The 23,766-nt window shown below is 72.0% G+C and carries 14 protein-coding genes and 1 riboswitch; of the genes, 7 read left to right on the top strand and 7 right to left on the bottom strand.

The genetic code is table 11. The features are described 5' to 3' along the window. Positions 1–373 precede the first annotated feature (373 nt). A complete protein-coding gene (locus tag ACIRA5_RS45490) occupies positions 374–934 on the bottom strand; it encodes a MarR family winged helix-turn-helix transcriptional regulator (protein WP_403702065.1) in 561 nt (186 codons plus the stop codon). 144 nt (positions 935–1,078) lie between these two features. Here ACIRA5_RS45490 and ACIRA5_RS45495 point away from each other — a divergent pair, with 144 nt between their 5' ends. Then, a complete protein-coding gene (locus tag ACIRA5_RS45495; RefSeq protein WP_403702068.1) occupies positions 1,079–2,356 on the top strand; it encodes an MFS transporter in 1,278 nt (425 codons plus the stop codon). A 119-nt stretch (positions 2,357–2,475) separates the two neighbouring features. Here the strand turns inward: ACIRA5_RS45495 and ACIRA5_RS45500 are convergent, their stop codons facing one another. Both ACIRA5_RS45500 and ACIRA5_RS45505 read right to left on the bottom strand, forming a co-directional pair. Next, positions 2,476–4,131, bottom strand: a complete 1,656-nt coding sequence (locus tag ACIRA5_RS45500) for a SpoIIE family protein phosphatase (RefSeq protein ID WP_403702071.1) — start codon at positions 4,129–4,131, stop codon at positions 2,476–2,478. Positions 4,132–4,373: 242 nt separating this feature from the next. Next, positions 4,374–5,753 carry an NAD(P)/FAD-dependent oxidoreductase gene (locus tag ACIRA5_RS45505; protein ID WP_403702074.1) on the bottom strand — a complete coding sequence of 460 codons (1,380 nt, stop codon included), beginning with the start codon at positions 5,751–5,753 and terminating at the stop codon, positions 4,374–4,376. 374 nt (positions 5,754–6,127) lie between these two features. Between ACIRA5_RS45505 and ACIRA5_RS45510 the strand changes: the two genes are divergently transcribed. Both ACIRA5_RS45510 and ACIRA5_RS45515 read left to right on the top strand, forming a co-directional pair. Continuing rightward, the gene (locus tag ACIRA5_RS45510) at positions 6,128–6,907 is read left to right on the top strand and encodes a TetR/AcrR family transcriptional regulator (protein ID WP_403702077.1); all 780 of its coding nucleotides are present in this window, start codon (positions 6,128–6,130) and stop codon (positions 6,905–6,907) included. Positions 6,908–7,148: 241 nt separating this feature from the next. Continuing rightward, entirely contained in the window at positions 7,149–9,221 is a 2,073-nt protein-coding gene (locus ACIRA5_RS45515; protein ID WP_403702080.1) for a sigma-70 family RNA polymerase sigma factor, read from the top strand. 6 nt (positions 9,222–9,227) lie between these two features. Here the strand turns inward: ACIRA5_RS45515 and ACIRA5_RS45520 are convergent, their stop codons facing one another. Both ACIRA5_RS45520 and ACIRA5_RS45525 read right to left on the bottom strand, forming a co-directional pair. Then, entirely contained in the window at positions 9,228–12,773 is a 3,546-nt protein-coding gene (locus ACIRA5_RS45520) for an AfsR/SARP family transcriptional regulator (RefSeq protein ID WP_403702082.1), read from the bottom strand. Positions 12,774–13,242: 469 nt separating this feature from the next. Beyond that, entirely contained in the window at positions 13,243–15,342 is a 2,100-nt protein-coding gene (locus tag ACIRA5_RS45525) for an asparagine synthase-related protein (protein WP_352053435.1), read from the bottom strand. A gap of 747 nt (positions 15,343–16,089) precedes the next feature. On the opposite strand from ACIRA5_RS45525, the gene ACIRA5_RS45530 reads away from it, so the two are divergent. The 4 genes from ACIRA5_RS45530 (at position 16,090) to ACIRA5_RS45545 (ending at position 21,354) form a co-directional block, all read left to right on the top strand. After that, positions 16,090–17,514, top strand: a complete 1,425-nt coding sequence (locus tag ACIRA5_RS45530; protein WP_099921857.1) for an MFS transporter — start codon at positions 16,090–16,092, stop codon at positions 17,512–17,514. Positions 17,515–17,646: 132 nt separating this feature from the next. Next, entirely contained in the window at positions 17,647–18,852 is a 1,206-nt protein-coding gene (gene lhgO, locus ACIRA5_RS45535) for an L-2-hydroxyglutarate oxidase (protein ID WP_403702086.1), read from the top strand. A 197-nt stretch (positions 18,853–19,049) separates the two neighbouring features. Then, positions 19,050–19,889, top strand: coding sequence for a tRNA (guanosine(46)-N7)-methyltransferase TrmB (gene trmB, locus ACIRA5_RS45540; protein WP_403702089.1), 840 nt, complete (start codon positions 19,050–19,052; stop codon positions 19,887–19,889). Positions 19,890–19,956: 67 nt separating this feature from the next. After that, positions 19,957–21,354: a PrsW family intramembrane metalloprotease gene (locus tag ACIRA5_RS45545; protein WP_403702092.1), complete on the top strand. Its 1,398-nt coding sequence runs from the start codon at positions 19,957–19,959 to the stop codon at positions 21,352–21,354. 3 nt (positions 21,355–21,357) lie between these two features. On the opposite strand, the gene ACIRA5_RS45550 is transcribed toward ACIRA5_RS45545, so the two are convergent. Together ACIRA5_RS45550 and ACIRA5_RS45555 are read right to left on the bottom strand one after the other, a co-directional pair. Continuing rightward, on the bottom strand, positions 21,358–22,302 hold the full coding sequence (locus ACIRA5_RS45550; protein ID WP_403702094.1) for an aldo/keto reductase: 945 nt from the start codon (positions 22,300–22,302) through the stop codon (positions 21,358–21,360). 58 nt (positions 22,303–22,360) lie between these two features. Then, positions 22,361–23,398, bottom strand: coding sequence for a M23 family metallopeptidase (locus ACIRA5_RS45555; protein WP_403702097.1), 1,038 nt, complete (start codon positions 23,396–23,398; stop codon positions 22,361–22,363). An 11-nt stretch (positions 23,399–23,409) separates the two neighbouring features. Further along, a riboswitch (cyclic di-AMP (ydaO/yuaA leader) is annotated at positions 23,410–23,567 on the bottom strand. Positions 23,568–23,766: the final 199 nt, after the last annotated feature.

The following is a 23,766-nucleotide window of genomic DNA, read 5'->3' on the forward strand; positions in this document are numbered from 1 at the left end:
CAGACCGTTTCCCGATCCGATTTCCTCGGTGCTTTCCAGGTTTCCGCTTTCGCGTTTCCCTTTCCGGCGGTTCCGACTCTATCAGATCCTTTCGGTCCTGATTCCCAGTCAGCGGGGCTTGTCTTCCCAGCCCTTGGGCCGTTCCGACGTCCCAAACTTTAGCGGATCCTCTCGGCAGTTCCTAATCGGACCGCCGTGTCCCAGACGAATTGAATTCGGGCACGCCGAATTCACCCGTTTGGGAGATCGTGCTGATGGTTGGGGTGCCGCTTCTGCGGCGGAGGTGCTACCGCAGAACCGTTACGGCCCCGTGGCAACTCGAAGAACCTTACGGATCCAGCAGGGTGGTGTCAACCATCTCTGTCAAGATCTTTTAATCGAGGTCGCTGAGCCGGCCGCCCGCGTCCGGCTGAGCGTGCTCCACGCGTCGCAGGAGACGCGTCAGAACCTCGCCGAGGACACCGCGCTCGTCCGCGGACAGGTCCTGGAGGAGGTCCTCCTCGAAGACCGTGGCGAGGCGCATGGCCTCCAGCCACTTCTCGCGCCCCTCGTCCGTGAGCTCCACGATCACGCGGACACGGTTCGCCTCGTCGCGCTCCCGGGTGACCAGACCCTCCGCGACCATCCGGTCGATCCGGTGGGTCATCGCGGCCGGGGTCAGGCCCAGCCGCTTGGCGAGGTCACTGGGGCCCATCCGGTACGGCTCGCCGGACAGGACGAGGGCCTTGAGGACCTCCCACTCGGCGTTGCTGATGCCGAGGGTGGCGGTCTGGCGGCCGTAGGCGACGTTCATGCGGCGGTTGAGGCGGCCGAGCGCCGCCACGATCTTCTCGACCTGGGGGTCGAGGTCCCGGAACTCGCGCTGGTAGGCGGCGATCTGTTCGTCGAGTGTCGGCTCGGTTGTCGGCGCGGTGCGGCCGGGGGTGTCGCCCATGTCCGAAGTATCGCACGGGCTCGCTTGGCATTGAAGTCCTTGAAGCTGTACAGTTCAACATCTAACTTTAGCTTCGAAGTCTTCAGGCCTGCATCCATGCACGCCGAAGCTTCACGACCAAGGCAGGTGAAAGTGACCAGGGCGATGGGCGCAGCGATGCGCCGGATCCACGTGGGCAACGCACTCGGAGCGTTCGGGCTCGGCTTTACCGTCCCCTTCCTCTACGTCTATGTGGCGCAGGTACGGGGACTCGGCTCCATGACGGCGGGCCTCGTGCTCGCCGTCTTCGCCGTGGCCGCTCTCGTGGTGCTGCCGTTCGCCGGACGGGCCATCGTCCTGCGCGGCCCGCTGCCGGTCCTGCTCACCGCCCTGGTCACCGCCGCCGTCGGGGCGCTGAGCCTGGGGCTCGCGAGCAACGCCACGGCCGTACTGCTGTCGGCGGCGGCGCTCGGTGCGGGACAAGCGGTCATGCAGCCGGCGCTGGCGACGATGATCGTGGACTGCTCGACGGCGGACACGCGGTCGCGCGCCTTCGCGACACAGTTCTTCCTGCAGAACCTCGGGCTCGGCGTGGGTGGCCTGATCGGCGGCCACATCGTCGACACGACCCGCGCGAGTTCGTTCACGCTGCTGTTCGCGATCGAGGCGGCGATGTTCCTGGTGCTGGTCGTGATCATGGCGACCGTACGGGTGCCGCACGCGCCGCGGATCGAGGGGGAAGCGCCGCAGGCCGAGGGCGGCAGCTGGAAGCAGCTGCTGGGCAACCGGGCCATGGTGCAGCTGTCCGTGCTGGGCTTCGTGCTGTTCTTCGCCTGCTACGGGCAGTTCGAGTCGGGGCTGTCCGCGTACGGCGTCGAGGCGGCCGGGATCTCGACCTCCGCGCTCGGTACGGCGATGGCGGCGAACACGGCGATGATCGTGGTGGCGCAGTTCGCGGTGCTGAAGTTCGTCGAGCGCCGGAAGCGGTCACGGGTGATCGCGGCGGTGGGCCTCATCTGGGCCGTGGCGTGGCTGGCCGCCGGATACGCGGGGCTGGGACACGGCAGCCAGACGATGGCGACGGCGGCGTTCGTCTCGACGTACGCGCTGTTCGGACTCGGCGAGGCGATGCTGTCGCCGACGGTCGCGCCGCTGGTCGCGGATCTCGCGCCGACGGGACTGGCCGGCCAGTACAACTCGGCCTTCGCCCTGGTGAAGCAGCTCGCGCTGGCCGTGGGTCCTGCGGTGGGCGGCCCGATGGGGGCCTCGCTGCACGGTCCCTACGTCGTGACGTTTCTGCTCTTCTCGCTCGGCATCACGTTCCTGGCGCTGCGGCTCGGGCGGCAGCTCAGCCCCGTACAGAACCAGCCGTGGCTGGCGAAGAGCCGGGTGGTGGCTCAGGGCGGGGCGGCACCCGCGGAGCCGGTACCGGCGAGCGCCTGACGGAGGTTCGTACGACGTTCTTACGACGGCTGTCACCACGTTTCACCGTGGCGGCAGCCGTCTGCTGCTTCTCGGGGAACGCCCTGGGGGTTTCTCGAGGAACACACCCGGGGCCGGGGTCAGCCGGCGGTGCGGGGCAGGGCGAACTCGCACCAGACCGCCTTCCCTCCCCCGGGCGTACGCCGCGACCCCCAACCGGAAGCGATCGTCGCGACGATCGCGATACCGCGGCCGGCCTCGTCGGCGGGCTCGGCGCGACGCCGACGCGGCAGATGGTCGTCGCCGTCGGTGACCTCGATGATGAGGCGGCGGTCGGTACGGCGCAGCCGAAGGCGCATCGGCGGGGTGCCGTGCTGGAGGGAGTTGGCGACCAGTTCGCTGGTGGCGAGGACGCCGAGATCATGGAGGTCGGACGGGAAACGCCAACTCGTCAGCACGCCGGAGGCGAAGGCACGCGCGCGTGGCGCCGCCTCCACCCCGCCCAGCAGCTCCAGGGCCGCGTTGCGGAAGAGCTCGCCGTCGGGGCCCGTACGGGCGGGGTGCTGGAGGACGAGGACGGCCACGTCGTCGTCGTGGTCGGCGGTGACGCCCGCGGAGCGGACGAGGCGGTCGCAGACGACCTGGGGCGCGCCCGTCGCCCCCGCGAGGGCGCGCTCCAGGGACGCGATCCCCTCGTCGAGGTCCTCGTTGCGGCGCTCGACCAGGCCGTCGGTGTAGAGGACGGCCGTGGAGCCGGGGCCCAGCGGGACCGAGCCCGAGGCGTGCATCCAGCCGCCGGTGCCGAGCGGTGGTCCGGTGGGTTCGTCGGCGCGGATCACGATGCCGTGCTCGTCGCGGACGAGGATCGGGAGGTGGCCCGCGGAGGCGTACACGAGCCGCCCCTCGTTGGGGTCGTGGACGGCGTACGCGCAGGTGGCGATCTGGTTGGCGTCGATCTCCGTGGCGAGTCCGTCGAGGAGTTGCAGGACCTCGTGCGGGGGCAGGTCGAGGCGGGCGTACGCGCGTACGGCGGTGCGCAGTTGCCCCATGACGGCCGCGGCCCGCACTCCGCGGCCCATCACGTCGCCGATGACGAGCGCGGTGCGGCCACCGCCGAGGGTGATCACGTCGTACCAGTCGCCGCCGACCGCGGCCTCGGTGCCGCCGGGCTGGTAGGTGGCGGCGACGCGCAGGTCGTCGGGTTCTTCCAGCTCCTGGGGGAGCAGGGAGCGCTGGAGGGTGACGGCGGTCTCGCGCTGGCGGCGCTCGCTGGCGCGCAGTCGCTCGGCGGCCTCGGCGTGGTCGGTGACGTCGGTGGCGAAGACGAGTACACCGCCGTCCTGGCCGTCCGGGGTGGCGTCGACGGGCGTGCAGGTGAAGGTGTACGAGCGACCGCCGGGGGCTTTGCGGGACTTGACCGTGCGCGGCTTGGCGCTGCGCAGCACCTGGTCGAGGAGCGGGAGCAGGCCGATCTCCGCGAGCTCGGGCAGCGCCTCGCGTGCGGGTTCGCCGACGGGTCGGGCGCCGAAGGCCGCCACATAGGCGTCGTTGACGTAGGCCAGGCGGTGGTCGTGGCCGTGCACGAGGGCGACGAGGGCCGGGACGCGGTCGAGGACCTCACGCACGGGCAGGTCGTCGACGGCGGGGACGGGCGGCGCGTCGTCGGTCAGCTGCTCGGCGCGGGCCGCGGGCACGGAGCCCTCGCCTCGACGGTCCGGGGAGGCCGTGTGTTCGGTCCGCGCCGCGGCGCGGCGCTGCGTTCCGGGGAGCCGGGCGCTCCAGCGGGTGAAGTTCACCGAATCCTTGCCTCGTGATGGTCGTCTCCGGTCGGCTCCGGAATCCGGCCGGGGGTCCGGCCCGCGGCCGGAGCCACTGGAGCGCTGCCTCCCTGATCGGAATCCGGGAAATGCGGCGCTGGGGAAGAAGCCTGTGGGTGCGAATGAGCGAACCGTCGGCCCGCCCAAGGTCGGGACCAGTCTGGCCGACCGGACCGACATCCGTCAGACGCCTGCCTGATCGGTGGAGTTCCTGGGTCCGGTCAGGACGACCCCTTCGGGTCGAGCTTCGGGTCGATAGGATGCTTTCCACCGGCCGCGAGTTCGAACTCCGCTCGAGGATGTTCGAGCGATCCGAGGGACACGATCTCCCTTTTGAAGAGCCCCGCCAAGGTCCATTCGGCGAGTACGCGGGCCTTGCGGTTGAAGGTCGGGACCCTGCTCAGGTGGTAGACGCGGTGCATGAACCAGGCAGGATAGCCCTTCAGCTTGCGCCCGTAGACGTGCGCGACACCCTTGTGCAGCCCGAGGGACGCGACCGAGCCGACGTACTGGTGGGAGTACGTCTCCAGGGGCTCCTCGCGCAGGGAGTGGGCGATGTTGTCGCCGAGGACCTTGGCCTGGCGTACCGCGTGCTGGGCGTTGGGCGCGGTCTCCTTGCCGGGCTCCCCGGCGGTGACGTCGGGGACGGCGGCGGCGTCTCCCGCCGCCCACGCGTGCGGGGCGCCGTCGACGGTCAGCTCCGCGGTGCACTTGAGGCGGCCGCGCCCGTTGAGGGGCAGGTCGGTGGCGGCCAGGATCGGGTGCGGTTTCACACCGGCGGTCCACACGACCGTGCGCGTGGGGAAACGGGCGCCGTCGCTGAGGACGGCGATCCGGTCCGCGCAGGAGTCGAGGCGGGTTTCGAGGCGTACGTCGATGTTGCGGCGGCGCAGCTGGGTGACCGTGTACTTGCCCATCTCCTCGCCGACCTCGGGGAGGATGCGGTTCGAGGCCTCGACGAGGATCCACTTCATGTCGTCGGCGTTGACGTTGTGGTAGTAGCGGGCGGCGTAGCGGGCCATGTCCTCGAGTTCGCCGAGCGCCTCCACACCCGCGTAACCACCTCCCACGAAGACGAAGGTCAGGGCGGCGTCGCGGATCCCGGGGTCGCGGGTGGAGGAGGCGATGTCCATCTGCTCGATGACGTGGTTGCGCAGCCCGATGGCCTCCTCGATGGTCTTGAAGCCGATGGCGTAATCGGCAAGTCCGGGGATCGGGAGGGCGCGTGAGACCGAGCCGGGGGCGAGGACGAGCTCGTCGTACGTGATCTGTTCCGTGCCCGCGCCCTCCTCGGCGGTGGCGAGCGTGCTGAGCGTCGCGGTGCGCTTGGCGTGGTCGATGCTGTGGGCCTCGCCGATCACGATCCGGCACCGGTCGAGGACCCTGCGCAGCGGGACCACCACGTGGCGCGGCGAGATCAGGCCTGCGGCGGCTTCGGGAAGGAACGGCTGATAAGTCATATAGGGGTCGGGGGAGACGACGGTGATCTCGACCTCGCCCCGATTCAGTTCCGGCTTCAACTTTCGTTGGAGGCGCAGGGCGGTGTACATCCCGACGTAGCCGCCGCCGACGATGAGAATGCGCACAGGTTCCTTCACCATCCCATGACGCACCCCGCTCTTGAGTTTGTCCACAGGCTCGACAATTTGTGTGACCGACGGCCGGGGGCCCGGGGGGTTGGCCGGTTTGCCGGAGTGCGGGAAGAGTGCGCAGGTCAGATGGGGTGATCGGAGGGTTCGGAGGGGGCGTAATCGGGAGGTAACCGACCCGTACTCCGATCGGGGGGCGCTCCGTGCGGAACCTGCCCCTTCTGAATTGACCCCCACTCAACTATGTTCGTGTGTCGACGGGGTGTAGGGGGATGCGCTCGACGAGTCCGCACGACGGGTTCGTGAATCAAGCTTGTTCCGCTCGCTCCGGCTTCCAATGGCGGGGAGAGTCTCCGGGGGGAGACGTCATTACCGGGGGAACGCTTATGCACATTCAGGATGCTCATTGGTCTTCCGCGTCTGCCATCGCGTCCGGTGGCACGGTCGGCGCGGCAACGGGCGGCAATGGCCGCGGTCCGGTGGACGGATCGCGGACGACGCCGCTACGGGTGGACGCACAGCGCAATCTGGAACACGTACTGCGCGCGGCGCGCGAGGTCTTCGGCGAGCTGGGGTACGGCGCGCCGATGGAGGACGTCGCACGGCGCGCCCGGGTCGGCGTCGGCACGGTGTACCGGCGCTTCCCGAGCAAGGACGTCCTGGTCCGTCGGATAGCCGAGGAGGAGACCTCCCGGCTGACCGACCAGGCGCGCGCGGCGCTCGGTCAGGAGGACGAGCCGTGGTCGGCGCTCTCGCGCTTCCTGCGTACGTCGGTGGCCTCGGGTGCCGGGCGGCTGCTGCCGCCGCAGGTGCTGCGGGTCGGCGTCGCGGAGGAGGGGCCCTCGGCGGACGAGGCACGGGTGCCGCAGCAGCGGTCCCAGCTCGCCCCCGAGCTCCGGCTCGTCGAACAGCGGTCGGCGCCCGAGGAAGAGGCCATGACCGCGGTGGCCGACGACGCCGGTGCGGCCGCGCTGCTCGACGTGGTGGGCCGGCTGGTGGATCGGGCGCGCGCGGCGGGCGAGCTGCGGGCGGACGTGACCGTGGCGGACGTACTGCTGGTCATAGCCACGGCGGCGCCCTCGCTGCCGGATGCCGCCCAGCAGGCCGCGGCCTCGGCCCGGCTGCTGGACATCCTGCTGGAGGGGCTGCGCTCGCGGCCGATGTGACGGCGGCCGGGGTGACGGAGTCCGAGGTGACGCAGTTCGGAGTCCGGGCATTCCGGCCGTGGCGCAACTGCCTTGTGGGGAGCGTTTATTGACTATTCCCCAAAAGGGTGACCACTAGTGCTGTCGTGTGGCAAGTCCCCACGGACGAGTGGTTGGTCCGTGCGGTGGGGTCCCGTCACTGAAGCGTGTGGCACTCTGTCCCGGTATTCGGGTCCGAGTGTGCAGGCGGGGGCTTTCCGCGATGAGCGTTGACGGGCGGGACGAGTCACTCGGTGACGGTGGCGCGGAGGCCGGCGGGCCGCCCTCGCGGCAGGTACCGAGCCAGGGCGGTCCGTCGGGCATGACCCCGGAACCCTCGGGTCCACCGGATGCTCCAGGCACTTCGGGTACTTCGGGTGCTTCACGTACTTCGGGTGCCCCGCGGGACGCTAGCGTTCCGGCGCAGCGCGACCGGTTCGACCGGCGTGACGGCGTCCTGCCCTCCCCGATCGAGCCGCCGCCCTCCGACGCCGATCTGATCGGGCGGATGCGGGCCGGCGACGACACGGCGTACGAGGAGTTGTACCGCCGTCACGCCGAAGCCGTCCGTCGCTATGCCCGAACCTGCTGCCGGGACGCGCACACCGCGGACGACCTCACCGCCGAGGTGTTCGCCCGCATGCTCCAGGCGGTCCGCCGCGGCCACGGCCCCGAGCACGCCGTACGCGCGTATCTGCTCACCACGGTCCGCCGCGTCGCCGCGAGCTGGACGAAGTCCGCAAAACGGGAACAACTGGTCGAGGACTTCGCGGTGTTCGCCGCGCAGTCCTCCCGCACCTCCGAGGTGTCCGACGACGAAACGCTGGACCTGGGTGCCGACGTACGGGCGATGCACGAGGCCGAACAGTCGATGGCCATGCAGGCGTTCCGGTCGCTGCCTGAGCGCTGGCAGGCCGTGCTGTGGCACACGGAGGTCGAGGACGAGTCCCCGAGCGAGGTCGCCACGCTCTTCGGGCTCGACGCCAACGGCACCCGCGTCCTGGCCAGCCGCGCCCGCGAGGGCCTCAAGCAGGCCTACCTCCAGGCACACGTCAGCGCCACGCTCATCATGGACGAGGAGTGCGCGCGCTACGCCGACCGGCTCGGCGCCTATGCCCGCGGCGGCCTGCGTACCCGGGCCGAGCGCGGACTGCGCAAGCACCTGGAGGAGTGCGCCAAGTGCCGGCTGGCCGCGGGCCAGATCAAGGAAGTCGCCAGCGGGATCCCCGCGGTCGTGCCGGTCGCGGTCATCGGTTGGTTCGGTGCCGCCGGGTACGCGAAGGCCGTCGCGCTCATCGCCGGTGGCGCCGGAGCGGCCGGGGCGGCGGGCGCAGCGGCGGCGAGCGGCGGCTCGGGCGGGGCGGCGGTCTCGGGCGGGGCGGCGGGCGGGGCGGCCGGGACGACTGGCGGCGGGGCGGGCGGGGCGGGCGCCGGGGGCGGCGCGGCCGCCTCGGAGGGGCTCGGCGCGCCGGTCAAGGCCGGTATCGCGGCGGGAGTCGTCGCGGTGGCAGCGGCGGCGGTGGCACTGGCCCTCGTCGGCAACGGCAGCCCGGCCAAGAAGCCCGAGGCCAAGCCGTCGGCCACCTCGCCGGTGGTCGAAGCGCCACAGCCACAGCCACAGCCGACACCGACACCGACATCGACGCCGACGCCGACTCCGTCGAAGAAGCCCGCGCAAGGGGCCCCGGTGGTGGCCTCCGCACCGAAGCCCGGCCAGACCCCGACCCCGACCCCCCGGCCCACCCCGAAGCCCACGTCCAAGCCGTCACCCACACCCACACCCACCCCGACGCAGGCGAAGCCGAATCCCACCTCCGCACCGGCCCCCACTCCGACGCCCACCCCGCCGCCGCCTCCCGCACCGGTCGTCTACCAGTGGAACGAGTTGGCGTACGACGTCACCGGTGACCACACCAAGCCCGAGATGCGGCTCGGCGAGAGCAGTTGGGTGTGGCAGCGGTGGGGAGTCTCGATCGCGGGTCAGCGGTACACCCACGGCGTGACCGTGCACGGCCGGTCCTCGGTCACCATCGACCTCAACCGCAGCTGCTCGGAGTACGACGCACTGGTCGGCGTGGACGACCTGACGCTGGGCCTCGGCCAGGTGAGTTTCTCCGTGTACGCCGACGGAGCGCGCCTGTGGCAGTCGCCGCTGATCAAGGGCGGCGAACCCGCGATCCCCGTGCATGTGAACCTCACCGGCCGCACAACGATTCGGCTGGCCGTCGAACCGCACACGAGATTCGACGCGGTGGCCCTGGCGGACTGGGCGGAGTCCACGTTCCAGTGCCAGTGAGGTGAATTACTCCTTCAGCGCCTCCGCGAGCTCCCGCAGGGCGTCGGCCTGGGTGAAGCCCGCCCCCGTCGTCCGCTCGGACTCATGGCGGACGGAACCCAGAGCGGCACGCGCGGCGGTCTCCGTGCGCTCGGCACAGGTGCGCTCCTGGGTGGGACGGGGGTGACCGCCGCGCCAGGACGTACCGGCCGCGAGCAGACGGGCCGCTCGGGGATGGTCGCCGAGCTCGGACAGCAGGCCCGCCGCACTCTCGACGAGGCTCGCCGTCACCACATCGGCGCACCGCCCCGTCACCGCCCCGGCCAACGCGTCGGCCATCTTGCGCAGGCCGGGCTCCGCGCCGGACTCGACGGCCGTGACGAGCGCCTCGACCCAGTTCAGCGCCGCCATGAACTGCGGCGGCGGGGTGCCGCGGGCGGTCATCTCGCACGCCTGCTCCCACTGTTCACGCGCGACGGCGACCTCGCCGTCGTCCAGGGCCAGCTGGGCGCGGAGCAGACGGACGAAGGCGCCGGAGTCCGTGACGCTGTACCGCTCGGCCGCGGCGTTCGCCTCGTCCAGGGCGGCCAGCGCCTGCGAGCGCTCGCCCGCTCGGTAGGCGAGCTCGGCCAGCCGCGCCATGAGGAAGGGCGTCTCGGCGTACGCGCCCACCTCGAAGGCCAGCCGCAGTGCCTCCTCGTACTCGCCCTTGGCCTCGTCGTAGAAACCGCGCGCCATGGCGGCCTCCCCCGCGGCGCTGCACACCTGGGCGCGCACCCAGCGGTCGCCCACCCGCCGGCTGAGCACCCGTAGCTCCGCGAGGTCGTCGTCCACGCCCGGCATGCCGCCCGGGGCATCGACGACCATGTGCGTACGGAACATCAGGGTGACGCCGATCTCCCACTCACCGCCGTACGCACGGCAGTTGGTGAGCGCCGCGTCCATCGAGGGACGCACGTCGTGCCAACCGCTCAGGAAGAAGGCGGTCATCGGCCAGACGATGCCCGGCATGGTCGCCGCGTCCGGGCCGCCCTTCTCGAAGAAGTCCCGCACCCGCAGGATGTACTCCTGAATCCGCGGGTACTCACCTGCGTCCAACGGATCGGTGTCCACCAGCATGAACAGGTGGAGCATGCGCGCCCGCATCCGCATGCCGTGCAGCGGATGCGACTCCTCGTGGTCCGGGGCGTCGAGGAAAGCGGCCAGTGGGTCGAACCGGTCCAGGTCGGCGAAGAGGTCGCCACCGCCGCGACCCTCGTACCCCTCACCACCGTCGCCGCTCTCCCCGCCGTGCGCCCGGTTCGCCTCGGACACGACGCGCCTCGCGTCGAGCGCCGCGCCCAGCCGCAGCAGGCGGTCGGTCCATTCCCTGCCCTCGTGACGGAAGTTGCGCAGCCACCAGAACCAGCCCATGGCGAGGACGATCGCACCGGTATCCTCCTCCGCACCGGCGACGATCGCGCGGTGCAGCGCCGCCCGGATGTTGTCGAGCTCGTTCTCCAGACGGTGGATCCAGGGCAGCTGCGCGGCGGAGCGCAGCAGTGGCTCGGCCTCCTCGACGAGGTCACGCACCCACGCGCGGTGGCGCCGCTCGGCCGCGGCGCGCAGCTCAGGGACTTCGGCGGCGCGCTCGGTGGCGTACTCGTGGATCGTCTCCAGCATGCGGTACCGCATGCCGCCACCACCGTCCTCGTCGTACGGGGCGGACGGGTCGGACGGGTCGGACGGGGTCGCGACGATCAGTGACTTGTCGACGAGCGCCCCGACGAGATCGGCCACGCCACCGGCGACCGGACCGGCGAGAGCAGCAGTGAGGGAACCGGTGCAGACGGCTTCGGCGGCCGTGAGGTCCCAGCCGCCCGCGAAGACGGACGCCTCGCGCAGCACGGCCCGCTCGCGTTCGTCGAGCAGGTCCCAGGACCAGTCGACGACCGCGCGCAGGGTCTGCTGGCGGGGCAGCGCCGTGCGGCTTCCGGAGGTGAGCAGCCGGAAGCGGTCGTCGAGCCGGTCGGCGATCTGGCGTGGTGTCAGCAGCCGCAGGCGCGCGGCGGCCAGCTCGATGGCCAGGGGCAGGCCGTCGAGCCGCCGGCAGATCTCGTCCACCGCCTCGGTGTCGTGGAGCGCGGCGTCGGCGTCAGGACGTACCGCCGCCGCGCGCTCCATGAACAGCCGGCGCGCGGGGTCGGGCGGCAAGGGCTCGACCGGGCGCACCAACTCGCCGGGGACGCCGAGCGGTTCACGGCTGGTGGCGAGGATGGTGAGCCCCGGGCAGCGGGTGAGCAGGGTCTCGGCGAGTTCGGCGGCCGCGCCGATGACGTGCTCGCAGTTGTCGAGGATCAGGAGCTGGCTGCGCGGGGCGCAGTACTCGACGAGCAGGCCGAGCGGGTCGTCCTGGCCGGCCATCGCCATCTCGTGGGTCATCAACACGGTCTCGCGCAGACCGAGGGCACTGATCACCGCGCCCGGGACCGCCTCGGGCCGGTCGAGCGGGGCCAGCTCGACCAGCCAGGCCTGCGGGAGCCCGGCGGCGGCTTCCTCGGCGAGGCGGGTCTTTCCCGAACCGCCCGGTCCGGTCAGCGTGACCAGGCGTGCCCTCTGCACATCCGAACGGATCGCGTCGAGTTCGGGTTCCCGGCCGACGAAGGAGTTCAGACGGGGGCGGAGGTTGCCGGTGCGTTCGGGGTCGAGGCGGGGGTCGGGGAAGTGTCCGTCCTCGGCCGCTTGCGGAGTCGGCCGCTCTCCAGAGGAGCCGGCGTCGACACGCCAGCCGCTGCGGGTGGCCGCCTCCACCCCGCCCCCTTCCCGTCGTACGCGATGGTCGGCGTCCACGGGTATGGCCCCCGGCCCGCCCGCTCCCGCCGGGGCGAGCAACTCCGCGTGCAGCCTTTGCAGTTCCCCGCCGGGATCCGCGCCCAGACCCTCCTGGAGGGCGCGGCGCACCCCTTCGTACGCGGACAGCGCGTCCGCTCCCCGGCCCGCGTCGCGCAGGGCGCGGATGAGCAGGGCGTGCAGGGCCTCGTCGTACGGGTGGGCGGTGGTCAGCTCCTTCAACTCCGGTACGACGTCGCAGGCGCGGTCCAGTCGCAGGTCCGCGTCGATGCGGGTGCGCGTCGCCTGCAGGCGGAGCGCGTCCCAGCGGGTGGCGGCGTCTCGGCCGGGGAGGTCCGCGAGGGCCGGGCCGTGCCACAGGGCGAGGGCGGCGCGCAGGGTGTGGGCGGCGGTGGACGCGTCGCCGCGATCGAGGGCGGCCTTGCCGTCCCGTACCTGCCGCTCGAAGACGAACAGGTCCACGTCGTCCTTGGTGGCCCGCAACCGGTAGCCGCCCGCCTCCGAGGCGACCGCGTCCTTGCCGATCGCTCGGCGCAGGCGGCCGACCAGGGCCTGCAACGCCGCCGGGGCGTCCAGTGGGGGATCATCCGCCCATACCTCGTCGATCAGGGTCTGGGAGGTGGTCGTGCGGTCCGTACGTCGGGCGAGCGCCGTGAGCAGGGCGCGTACCCGGGGGCCGCCCAGCGCGACCGGGGCACCCTGTTCATCTTCCGCCTGGGCGACCCCCAGGATTCTGTACCGCACCCGCCTATTCTCACCTCGCCCGGTGCGCAGGGCCGAGGCTTTCCCCGGCGGGCCCGCGCTCAGGTTCCCCGCCCCCGCCGCCCCTACCCGTCCCATCCCCACTTGGGGGCTCCGCCGCCAAACCCCCGACCGGCCTGACCTGCACCGGCAGAAGCGACCCTCAGGCGCACGGACAACTGCACGAACGACTCACGGTCGACGGGGAACCGGAGCCCAGCCCCGATCCCAGGGACACGGGGGACTGCGTGATCGCCGTCACCGGCCCGCAGCCGCCCACCTGCCGAAGGGGCCGTGCCGGTGCGTCACAAGCCCGTCGCTTACGTTCGGGTCCGGAAGCGGCTCCCTGTAGGGCAAGGCCTGATCCGGCGGCGACAGGCTCGACGTACCGGCGCGGCCCCGACCCAACGACGGCCCCGAGCGACCCAGAGACGGCACAGACGGCCCAGACACCTCAGAGACGACCCGCCCGCTAGCCCCGCCCCCCGGCCCCCGCCCCCAACGCCCGCCCCTGCGGCACGATCCCCGCGGGCACGGCCCGTTGGCGGGCGGGCGTGCCCGTCCAGCACGTGCCGCGGCGGGCCAGCAGACGGCGCAGCCACAGTTCCAGGGAGACCAGATCCGCCAGCCCGTCCAGCGGCAGCGGCTCCCCCGCCGCGGCCGCCCGCAGCGCCTTGCGGACGACCCGTGCCTCGACGAGCCCCGCCTGCGCCAGCAGAGGAGTGTCGAACAAAGCGATCAGAGAATCCGCGGCCACCCGCAACCCCGTCCGCGCGGCCGCCGCCGAGGACGCGTGCGAGGGCGCGCCCCAGCCGGGCGGCAGGTCGGCCACCCCGGCACCCTCCAGGACGGTCCGCAGGATCGCGGCGCGCGCCCCGGGCTGAACCCGCAGCGCCTCCGGCAACTCACGGCACGCGCGGACGACCTGGTTGTCCAGGAACGGCGCGTGCAGCCGCTGGAAGCGGATCTCGGCGGCCTGTTCCAGGACGCGAAGATCGGCGGCGTGGCGCGCGAGCGCCGCCCGGGCGCGGAAGTCACCGGGTCGCTGCCCGGGACCGACCACCCCCGTCCGACCTGCGGCTCCTTGTAGGCGAACCGATACTTCAGCCAGCGCCTCACCGGTCAGCCAACGCGCCGCGGGACCAGGCCTGGCCCAGGTGAGCGCGGCGAGAGACGCACCCACCGCGCCGCCCGGTTCGTCGAAGCGCCGGTGCAGCAGCCGGTCGGCGAGAACGTCGACGCCGGTCCGGTACGGCGTGCGGGCGAGCTTGCGCGCGGCGCCGTACACGCGCGCGGGAACCATGACGGACCCGTCCGCCTTCGCCAACGCGGCGACGGGCCGGACCAGATGGCGTCTCTTGCGGTCCATCAGCAGGTCGGCCAGGCGCGCGGGGTGCGCGTCCAGGACCTGCCGGGCCCCGTACCCCGTGAAGTGGTCCGCGCTGCCGGAGGACAGCCGCGCACGATGCCGCGCCGCCGTCACCAGCGACGGCCCCGGCTCGTCCGTCAGCGGCCCCTCCAGGTCGGCGTACGGAAGCGTCTCCTCGCCCCCGGCGACGACCACGTGGTGCAGCCGGGGGTTCGCGGCGAGCGTCCCGGCGCGCTCCACCTCGGCCTCCCGTCCGCGCACGGCGAGGTCGTTGAAGGTGACGGCGAGGAGCCGCTCACCGGCGCCCGTGCCGTGCCCGAGGACCGTGCCGGGCGCCCCCGGCAGCCCCGCCGCGAGCAGGGCCAGCGTCCCGGAGGCGGGCCCTCCGGAGAGGTCGGCGCCGATGCCCGGTACGGGCATCCCGCGCGCCGCGCGCCGCTCCGCGGGCCCCATCCCGGGTACGGGCCCGGGGTCGATGTCGGTCCCGGGTACGTGCCGGGGAGCGGCCAGGCGCGCGCGTACGGCCTCCACCAGGGCGTCGCGGACGCCGTCCACCGCGCTGTCGGGGTCCGCGCTGGGCGCGGCGACGGCGAGGGAGGCGACGGGCTCGTAGCCGGCGACCTCGCGGGCACCCGCGCGCAGGATCAGCGCGTGCCCCGGCGGAATGCGTCGTACGCCTTCGTACGGGGTCGAGTCGTGGACCGCGGCCGGTACGTCGGGGGCGGCGAGCAGGGCCGCCAGGTGCCCGAAGTCGAGGTTGGCCTCGATGAGGTCGGCCAGCGGCAGGGCGGCGGTCGCGTAGGCCGTACCGCCCGCCCAGGGGGTGTGGAAGACGGGCCGTGCGCCCGCCAGGTCGCCCGCGACGGTGGTGCGGCGGCCGACCTGGACGACGGCGGTGTAGCTGCCGGACCAGGCGGTGAGGTGGCGCAGTGCGCCGCCGCGCGCGGCGAAGAGGCCGACCTTGAGTTCCTCGTCGCTCGCCCCGCAGGTGCCGAGGACGGCGATCCGGTTCTGCGCGTCGGCCTTGATGACGCGAACCTCGTCGGGGCGCCAGTCGCCGACCGCCCAGAGCGGATCAGGGTCGCCCCACAGGAGTTGGGAGCCCACCGGGTGCACGGTCTCGCCGTCGCTTCCGGTGGCGCCCGCCATGCCGATCTCGGGCGCTCTGGCGGCGGTACTGCTCCACCCCACCAACCACCGCATCGACGCCTCCACAGGCTGTGGACAACCAGTGCACCGCACGAACTCGGCTCCATGCTGCCACGAAGACCGCGTACGGGAGGGCCCCTGGGGCGGCTTGCGCCCCCTGGAATGCGCCCCCGCGAATACGTTCGCGCCGTTGGGAGGCCGCTGCAAAGCCGATCCGAAGCAGATGCGAACACCCGCCCGAGGCAAGGCGATCACGAAGGATTCACTGGGAACGACGAGTGGGCGGGGGTGGATCGGCGACGCGAATGCGCCCCCGGTACGCTCCCCGAAAGCACCTCATGCGCCCTCAAGTGACGTGGTAGGAGCGATATTTGCCCGCAAAGGCCACCGTCGATTTTCGGCCAAATCGGCTGCGGGCGGACAGGCGTGCACACGCTCCGTACAGGCCCAGCACGCCGCTCCGACAACGCACAGTCCGGGAGGCGGAGTTCGCCTCCCGGACCGGTCCGCCGCCCGCGGGGATGTAGGCGGCGGTGTCCCCCAGCCCACTGGATCCAGTACAGCGGGCCGACCCACGCACGATCCATGGAAGCGCTCCCCCGGTGGCCGGAGAAGAGCGCACGGACGGGCGCACGGCCACACAGCGGGAGCACGATGCAACCGTCCGTACTTCCGTACGGACCACAATCCCGCCATCCGGAACAACGCCCCTTAACGCTTGGGATGCGGCGAACTACGCTGGGTTTACGAATGCCGCATGGTTATGCCAGCGCGGCAGCCGTCTGTGTCGAGGGGTGGCGCATGTCCAGGGAGCAACGCGGGCCGAACGAAAAACTCGGCGCCGTTCTCGCCCTCGCGGGAATCAGCAATGCAGGACTCGCGCGGCGCGTCAACGATCTTGGCGCTCAACGCGGGTTGACTCTTCGCTACGACAAGACGTCGGTGGCGCGCTGGGTGTCGAAGGGAATGGTGCCGCAGGGTGCGGCGCCACATCTCATCGCGGCCGCCATCGGTCAGAAGCTCGGCCGCCCGGTGCCGCTCCACGAGATCGGCCTGGCGGACGCGGATCCCGCGCCCGAAGTGGGCCTCGCCTTCCCCCGTGACGTCGGGCAGGCGGTGCGGTCCGCCACCGAGCTGTACCGCCTCGATCTCGCCGGCCGCCGGGCCGGCAGCGGCGGCATCTGGCAGTCCCTGGCGGGATCCTTCGCAGTGAGCGCTTACGCGACTCCCGCCTCACGGTGGCTGATAACCCCGGCCGACAGTTCGGTGGCGCGGGACGTGAACCCTTCCGAGGGCTCCGGGGCACCACTGAAAGTCGGCCACAGCGATGTGCAGAAGCTCCGCGAGGCAGCAGAGGACGCCAGGCGCTGGGACTCCAAGTACGGAGGTGGCGACTGGCGTTCGTCAATGGTGCCGGAATGCCTGCGGGTCGAGGCGGCACCGCTGTTGCTCGGCGCCTACTCCGACGAAGTGGGCAGAGCCCTGTTCGGAGCGAGCGCCGAGCTGACCCGCCTGGCGGGCTGGATGGCCTTCGACACGGGCCAGCAGGAGGCCGCCCAGCGCTACTACATCCAGGCCCTGCGCCTGGCCCGAGCCGCCGCCGACGTCCCGCTGGGCGGCTATGTACTGGCCTCCATGTCCCTCCAGGCGACCTACCGCGGCTTCGGCGACGAGGGCGTCGACCTCGCCCAGGCCGCCCTGGAGCGCAACCGGGGGCTCGCCACCGCCCGCACCATGAGCTTCTTCCGCCTCGTCGAGGCACGCGCCCACGCACGCGCGGGTGACGCCCAGGCGGCCGGCGGGGCCCTGAAGGCCGCCGAGGGCTGGCTGGAGCGGGCCCGGGACGGCGACCACGACCCGAGCTGGCTCGGCTTCTACTCGTACGACCGTTTCGCGGCCGACGCGGCCGAGTGCTACCGCGACCTGAAGGCACCGCGCCAGGTGCGCCGCTTCACCGAGCAGGCACTGTCGAAGCCGACGGAGGAGTTCGTACGCTCCCACGGTCTGCGACTGGTGGTGTCGGCGGTCGCCGAGCTCGAGTCGGGCAATCTCGACGCGGCATGCGAGCAGGGCGTACGGGCGGTGGAGGTCGCCGGGCGGATTTCCTCCGCGCGCACGACGGAGTACGTGAAGGACCTTCTGCACCGTCTGGAGCCCTACGGCGACGAACCGCGTGTGGTGGAGCTGAGGGAGCGGGCACGGCCGCTGCTGATGGCCCCGGCCTAGGGCCTGTCGCGCCCACGCGGCGGATCCGCACCATGCCGCAGCCCCGCGCCCCTTCGGGGACGCGGCCCGCTTCCTGGGTTTGAAGGCATTGTCAGTGGCGCAGTGCACTCTTGAAGCCGGGAGGTGGAACAGGTGCGGGTCGCTTACGACTGCGATGTGCTGGTGATCGGCGGCGGGATCGTCGGCCTGGCGACGGCCTACGCGATCACGCGCGCCGCGCCGGGCACGCGGGTGACGGTGCTGGAGAAGGAGCGGGGCCCCGCCCGGCATCAGACGGGGCGCAACAGCGGGGTGATCCACAGCGGGATCTACTACCGGCCCGGCTCGCTGAAGGCGCGGTACGCCGTGCGGGGCGCCGCCGAGATGGTGAAGTTCTGCGCGGAGTACGACATCGCGCACGCCGTCACCGGAAAGCTGATCGTCGCCACGGAGAAGGCCGAGCTGCCCCGTCTGCACGGGCTCGTGCAGCGCGGCCGGGAGAACGGCATTCCGGTGCGGGAGCTGGGCCCCGCCCAGATAGCGGAGTACGAGCCGCAGGTGCGCGGGCTCGCCGCGATCCACGTGGGCACGACGGGGGTGTGCGACTACGTCGCCGTGGCCCGGCAGCTCGCCGAGTCCTCCGGGGCGGAGATCCGGTACGGGGCGCAGGTCGTGCGCATCGACCGCCGGCCCGCGCTCGGTGTCGCCGTCCGCATGGAGGACGGGGCGGTCGTGCGGGGACGGGTGCTGGTCAACTGCGCCGGGCTGCACTGCGACGAGATCGCGCGCCTGGCCGGGGACGAGCCCGGCATGCGGATCATCCCCTTCCGCGGGGAGTACTACTCCCTGGCGCGTCCCGAGCTGGTCCACGGCCTGGTCTACCCGGTCCCCGACCCCGCCTTCCCCTTCCTCGGCGTGCACCTCACCCGGGGGATCGACGGAGACGTCCACATCGGGCCCAACGCGGTGCCCGCACTCGCCCGGGAGGGGTACGGGTGGGGGATCGTCCGGCCCCGTGAGGTGGGCGTGGCCGTGGCGTGGCCCGGTTCCTGGCGGATGGCGCGGCGGCACTGGCGGTACGGGGCGGGGGAGCTGCGGCGGTCGGTGTCCAAGGCGGCGTTCACCGGGGCCGTGCGGCGGCTGCTGCCGGCGGTGACGCCGGACGACCTGATCCCGGCCTCGGCAGGTGTCCGGGCCCAGGCCGTCCTGAGGGACGGCACCCTGGTGGACGACTTCCTCATCGAGGAGGGCCCTCGGACCGTACACGTCCTGAACGCACCGTCTCCCGCCGCCACGGCGTCGCTCCCGATCGGCCGGGAGGTTGCGCGCAGGGCGCTGGGGGTGCTGGCGGGGACGTGACGGGGTGACAGGCCCGTGGGTTCTTCGCCCGCGGGGCGGTGGGGGTTCTTCGCCCGCGGGCGGTGGGGGCCGATCGCGCCGTTCCCCGCGCCCCCGAAAGCCTCGGCCGTCCAGCCGTTCGAAAGTCCGGGGCGGAGCCAGTGGGACGGGCAGGGGCGGCAGGCTGCTCCCGGGGGCGCCGTAAAATCGTCCTCACTGTGTCTGACTCCCTTGACTCCCCCGAAGAGCCCCGGTCCAGCTCCGTCGCCGGAGGTGAGCCCCATCGGCATGTCCGGGCCAAAGGGGAGCCCCGGTTCCCCGACGGGCCGAAGGCCGACCCCGCCGGATCGCACTTCGAGCGGCGGATCCGGAGTTTCCAGCCGCGGCGCAGCCGGGTCACCACGGGCCAGGCGGACGCGTTGCAGCGGCTGTGGCCCAAATGGGGGCTCGACATCGACGGGCAGCGGGTGATCGATCTCGCGGAGTTGTTCGGGGGCGAGCGGCCCGTCGTGCTGGAGATCGGGTTCGGGATGGGTGAGGCCACCGCGCGGATGGCGGCGGAGGACCCTGAGACGGGGATCCTCGCCGTCGACGTGCACACGCCGGGGCAGGGCAACCTGCTCAATCTCGCGGACCAGAACGGCCTCACCAACATCCGCGTCGGCAACGGTGACGCGATCATTCTGCTCAGGGAGATGCTCACGCCGGATTCCCTGAGCGGGCTGCGCGTGTACTTTCCCGATCCCTGGCCCAAGAAGCGGCACCACAAGCGGCGGCTGATCCAGCCGGAGTTCCTCAGCCTCGCCGCGACCCGCCTCAGGCCCGGCGCCCTCGTGCACTGCGCGACCGACTGGGAGCCGTACGCCGAGCAGATGCTGGAAGTGCTGAGCGCGCACCCGGACTTCGAGAACACCCGACCGGACGGCGGTTACGCGCCTCGTCCGGACTTCCGGCCACTGACCCGTTTCGAGGGTCAGGGACTGGAGAAGGGTCATGTGGTGAACGACCTCCTGTTCCGGCGCGTACAGCACCGGGACCAGGACACATCCGGCGACTGAAGACCCGCGGACGAACACCACCAGGCGCCGTCGCGGGCAGCGCCCCTCCCTCGTTAGGGTCAATGCCGTGGCCACCTTCCCCCCGTACCCGACGTATCCCGGCGGTCCCACCGGTGGGCCGGCCGACGGTGCGCTGCGGCACGCGCACTGGTGGCAGCGGAAGTGGGTGCGCTACGGCGCGCTGATCACCCTGCTCGCGCTCTCCGGCCTCGTCATCCTGGCCCTGGTCCGCCAACAGACCGGCACCGAGGGCTTCCTGGTCGGGCTCGGCCTCGCCGTGCTGCCCGTGCCGCTCCTGGTCGCCGCGTTCCGCTGGCTGGACCGGGTGGAGCCCGGCCCCTGGCGCAATCTGCTCTTCGCCTTCGCGTGGGGCGCCTGCGCGGCGGCGCTGATCGCGATCGTCGCCAACAGTTTCGCGACCAGATGGGTAGCGACCGCCACCGCCGACCCGTCCAGCGCCGACACGCTCGGCGCGACCGTCATAGCGCCGATCGTGGAGGAGTCCGCGAAGGCCGCCGCCGTGCTCCTGGTCTTCCTCTTCCGCCGCCGGGACTTCACGGGGATCGTCGACGGGGTCGTCATAGCCGGAGTCACCGCGACCGGCTTCGCCTTCACCGAGAACATCCTCTATCTCGGCACCGCCTTCGGCACGGACCAGCTCAACGGCGACCGCGGCCTGGCCTCCGTCACCGCCGCGACCTTCTTCGTCCGCGTCGTGATGTCGCCCTTCGCGCACCCCCTGTTCACGGTGCTCACCGGAATCGGTTTCGGTGTCGCGGCGCTGTCCGCCGAGCGCCAGCACGTGCGCCGCGTCCTGCTGCCCCTGACCGGACTGCTGCTCGCGATGGGCATGCACTCGATGTGGAACGGCTCGTCGAACTTCGGGGAGTACGGCTTCTACGCGGTGTACGGGGCGTTCATGGTGCCCGCGTTCGGTCTGCTCACCTTCCTCGTCATCTGGACGCGGCAGCGGGAGCTGAAGACCGTACGGACCGAACTTCCGGCGTACGCGGCGGCCGGGTGGCTCACCCCGCCCGAGCCGTACGTGCTCGGCTCGATGCGGGCGCGGCGGCTGGCCCGCGACTACGCCGCCCACCACTACGGCAGGGCGGCGGCGCGCTCGGTCGCGCAGTACGAGGCGTACGCGACCTCGCTGGCGTTTCTGCGGCACCGGGGGCGCAGTGGCCGTGCCAACGCCGACTTCGTCGTACGGGAGCGGGAGTTGCTGCACGAGCTGTGGCGCCGCCGGGAGGTCGCCCGCCCCTCCCTCGCGTACGCGGCCCACGCGTCGGCCCCGGCCGTACCGGTGCCGCCGCAGCTACCGCCGCCGTGGCCCGGGTACGGCTACGCGCCGGTGCCCGGCCAGGTGAACCCCGCCGGCGCACCCCCGTACCCCGCCGGCGCGACGACCCCGTATCCCGCCCCGGCGACGCCGTACCCCGCGTACAACCCCTACCAGTCGTAGGCCTCAGGCGGACGCTTCCGTCAGCCTGGCCACCTCCGCGTCCGTCAGGGTCAGGTCGGCGACCGCCAGCAGGGCCGGCAGCTGCTCGACCGTCCGTGCGGAGGCGATGGGCGCCGCGACCGTCGGCCGGGCGGCGAGCCAGGCGAGGGCGACCGTGGCGACCTCCGCGTCATGGGCCCCGGCGACCTCGTCGAGGGCGGCCAGGACGCGGATGCCGCGCTCGGTGTCGAGGTGCTTGCCTGCGCCCTCGGCCCGCGCGGAGTCGACCGTCTTACCCGGGCGGTACTTGCCGGTGAGGAATCCGGACGCGAGCGCGAAGTACGGCATGGCGGCCAGGCCGGTCCGGGAGGCGACCTCCTGGAGCGGACCCTCGTAGGTGTCGCGCGAGACGAGGTTGTAGTGGGGCTGGAGGGCGACGTAGCGGGCGAGGCCCTCACGGTCGGAGAACTCCACGGACTCCGCGAGCCGCTCGGCGGAGATGTTGGAGGCGGCGATCTCCCGGACCTTGCCGGCCCGGACCAGTTCGTCCAGCGCGCCAATGATCTCCTCGACCGGCACCGAGGTGTCGTCGAAGTGGGTGTAGTAGAGGTCGATGTAGTCCGTGCCGAGGCGGCGCAGCGAGGCGTCGGCGGCGGCCTTGATGTTCGCCGGGGACAGGCCCTTGTACGCGGGGTGGGTACTGACCTTGGTGGCGAGGACGATGTCGGAGCGGTTGCCACGCGCGGCGAACCACTTGCCGATGACCGTCTCCGACTCACCGCCCGTGTGGCCGGGGATCCACGCGGAGTAGCCGTCGGCGGTGTCGACGAAGTTGCCGCCCCCGGCCGCGTACGCATCGAGCACGGCGAAGGACTGCGCCTCGTCGGCGGTCCAGCCGAAGACGTTGCCGCCGAGGGAGAGCGGGAAGACCTCGAGGTCGGAGGAGCCGAGCTTGCGTAGAGAAGTCATGCCTTATTTCAACAGCCGTAGCGGATTCCCATATTCCGCATACGGCCCCCGGAAACGATCAGGGGTTCAGGCCCTTGCTGTGCAGCCACGCCATCGGGTCGATCGCGCTGCCGCCGCCCGGGTGAACCTCCAGGTGCAGATGCGGCCCGGTCACGTTGCCGGTCGCGCCCACGCGCCCGATGACGTCGCCGGTGGCCACCTTCTGCCCCACGCTGACGCTGATGGAGGACTGGTGGCAGAACCACAGCTCCGTGCCGTCGTCGAGGGTGAGGATGGTGCGGTAGCCGTACGAGCCGGCCCAGCCCGCCTCCGTGATCGTGCCGCTGTGGATGGCCTTGATCAGCGTGCCGGTGGGGGCCGCGAAGTCGAGGCCGGTGTGGTAACCGGAGGACCACATGGAGCCGGCGTCACCGAAGCGGGAGGTCAGGGTGTACGAGGAGGTCGGCAGCGAGTAGCTCTTGGCGAGCTCGGCGAGGCGCGCGGCCTCGGCCTTCTGCTTGGCTTCCTCGTCCGCCTTCTTCTTCTCGGCGGCGACCTTGGCCTCGGCGTCGTCCTTCTGCTGGGCGGCCAGCGCGACCGCCTTCTTCGCGGCGGCGGACTCGGCGGCGTGCTGGGCCGCCTTGTCGATCTGGTCCTGCTGCGACTCGGCCTGCTGGATGATGCGGGCACGCAGCGCCTCGCCCGCGTCCGTGTTGCCCTGCGCGGCGTCGGCGCTGGTCACACCGGCGCTGGTGAGCGGGGTGGCGGAGCCCTTCGGCGTGCTGGAACCGCCGTCGGATATCAGCGCCTTGGCCGATTCGGTGACCGAGGAGAGGTCGGGCAGCGAGATGGAGACCGGCGGCTTGCCGGGCGCCGCGGTGGCCATGCCGCCCGCGCCGACGGCGGCGATGACGCCGACGCCCAGGACCGTGGAGCTGCGGGCGAGTCCTCCGCCGCGCTGCTTGGAGACGCGGTGCCGGCCACGGAGGGGACGAAGGGAATCCTCGGTGGGGTTCCACTCCTCCCAGGGGCCCTCGTCCTTGCCGTAGGCGTAGCCAAAAGTCTGGGTGTCGTTCGGCGGGAACGAAGTGGGCTGGGCAGGCCGGTTGGACGCCACGTGGGCGTGCTCCTTTCCTTCCTTCTCGCCTACCGGGTTAGCTGACGGGTTCGGAGCAGGAAGGTCTCCTACGCGCGTCAACCCACGGTGTCTCCACCGTGAAAGACGCTCGATTCACCCCAAGTTGGTGGTTCCCCGGTTCCCTCGCGGGATTCGGCGCGTGCGCACGGAGCCGACTCTTGTGACGGCTGGGACGACCGCGCTGCGTTATCGAACGTTAATAGACGCGGGTACCGGATTCCAAGCTGTTCGTACTGATCATTAACCACTTTTGGCCAGGACTTACCGCCCATGACCGGCGGAAATCGGGCGAGTTGGCCGCGCCTCCCTACCTGGCAGTTATTTGACGGTGCATCAGTTGTTATGCG

The organism is Streptomyces sp. NPDC096311, from assembly GCF_044763085.1.
Taxonomy (GTDB): Bacteria; Actinomycetota; Actinomycetes; order Streptomycetales; family Streptomycetaceae; genus Streptomyces.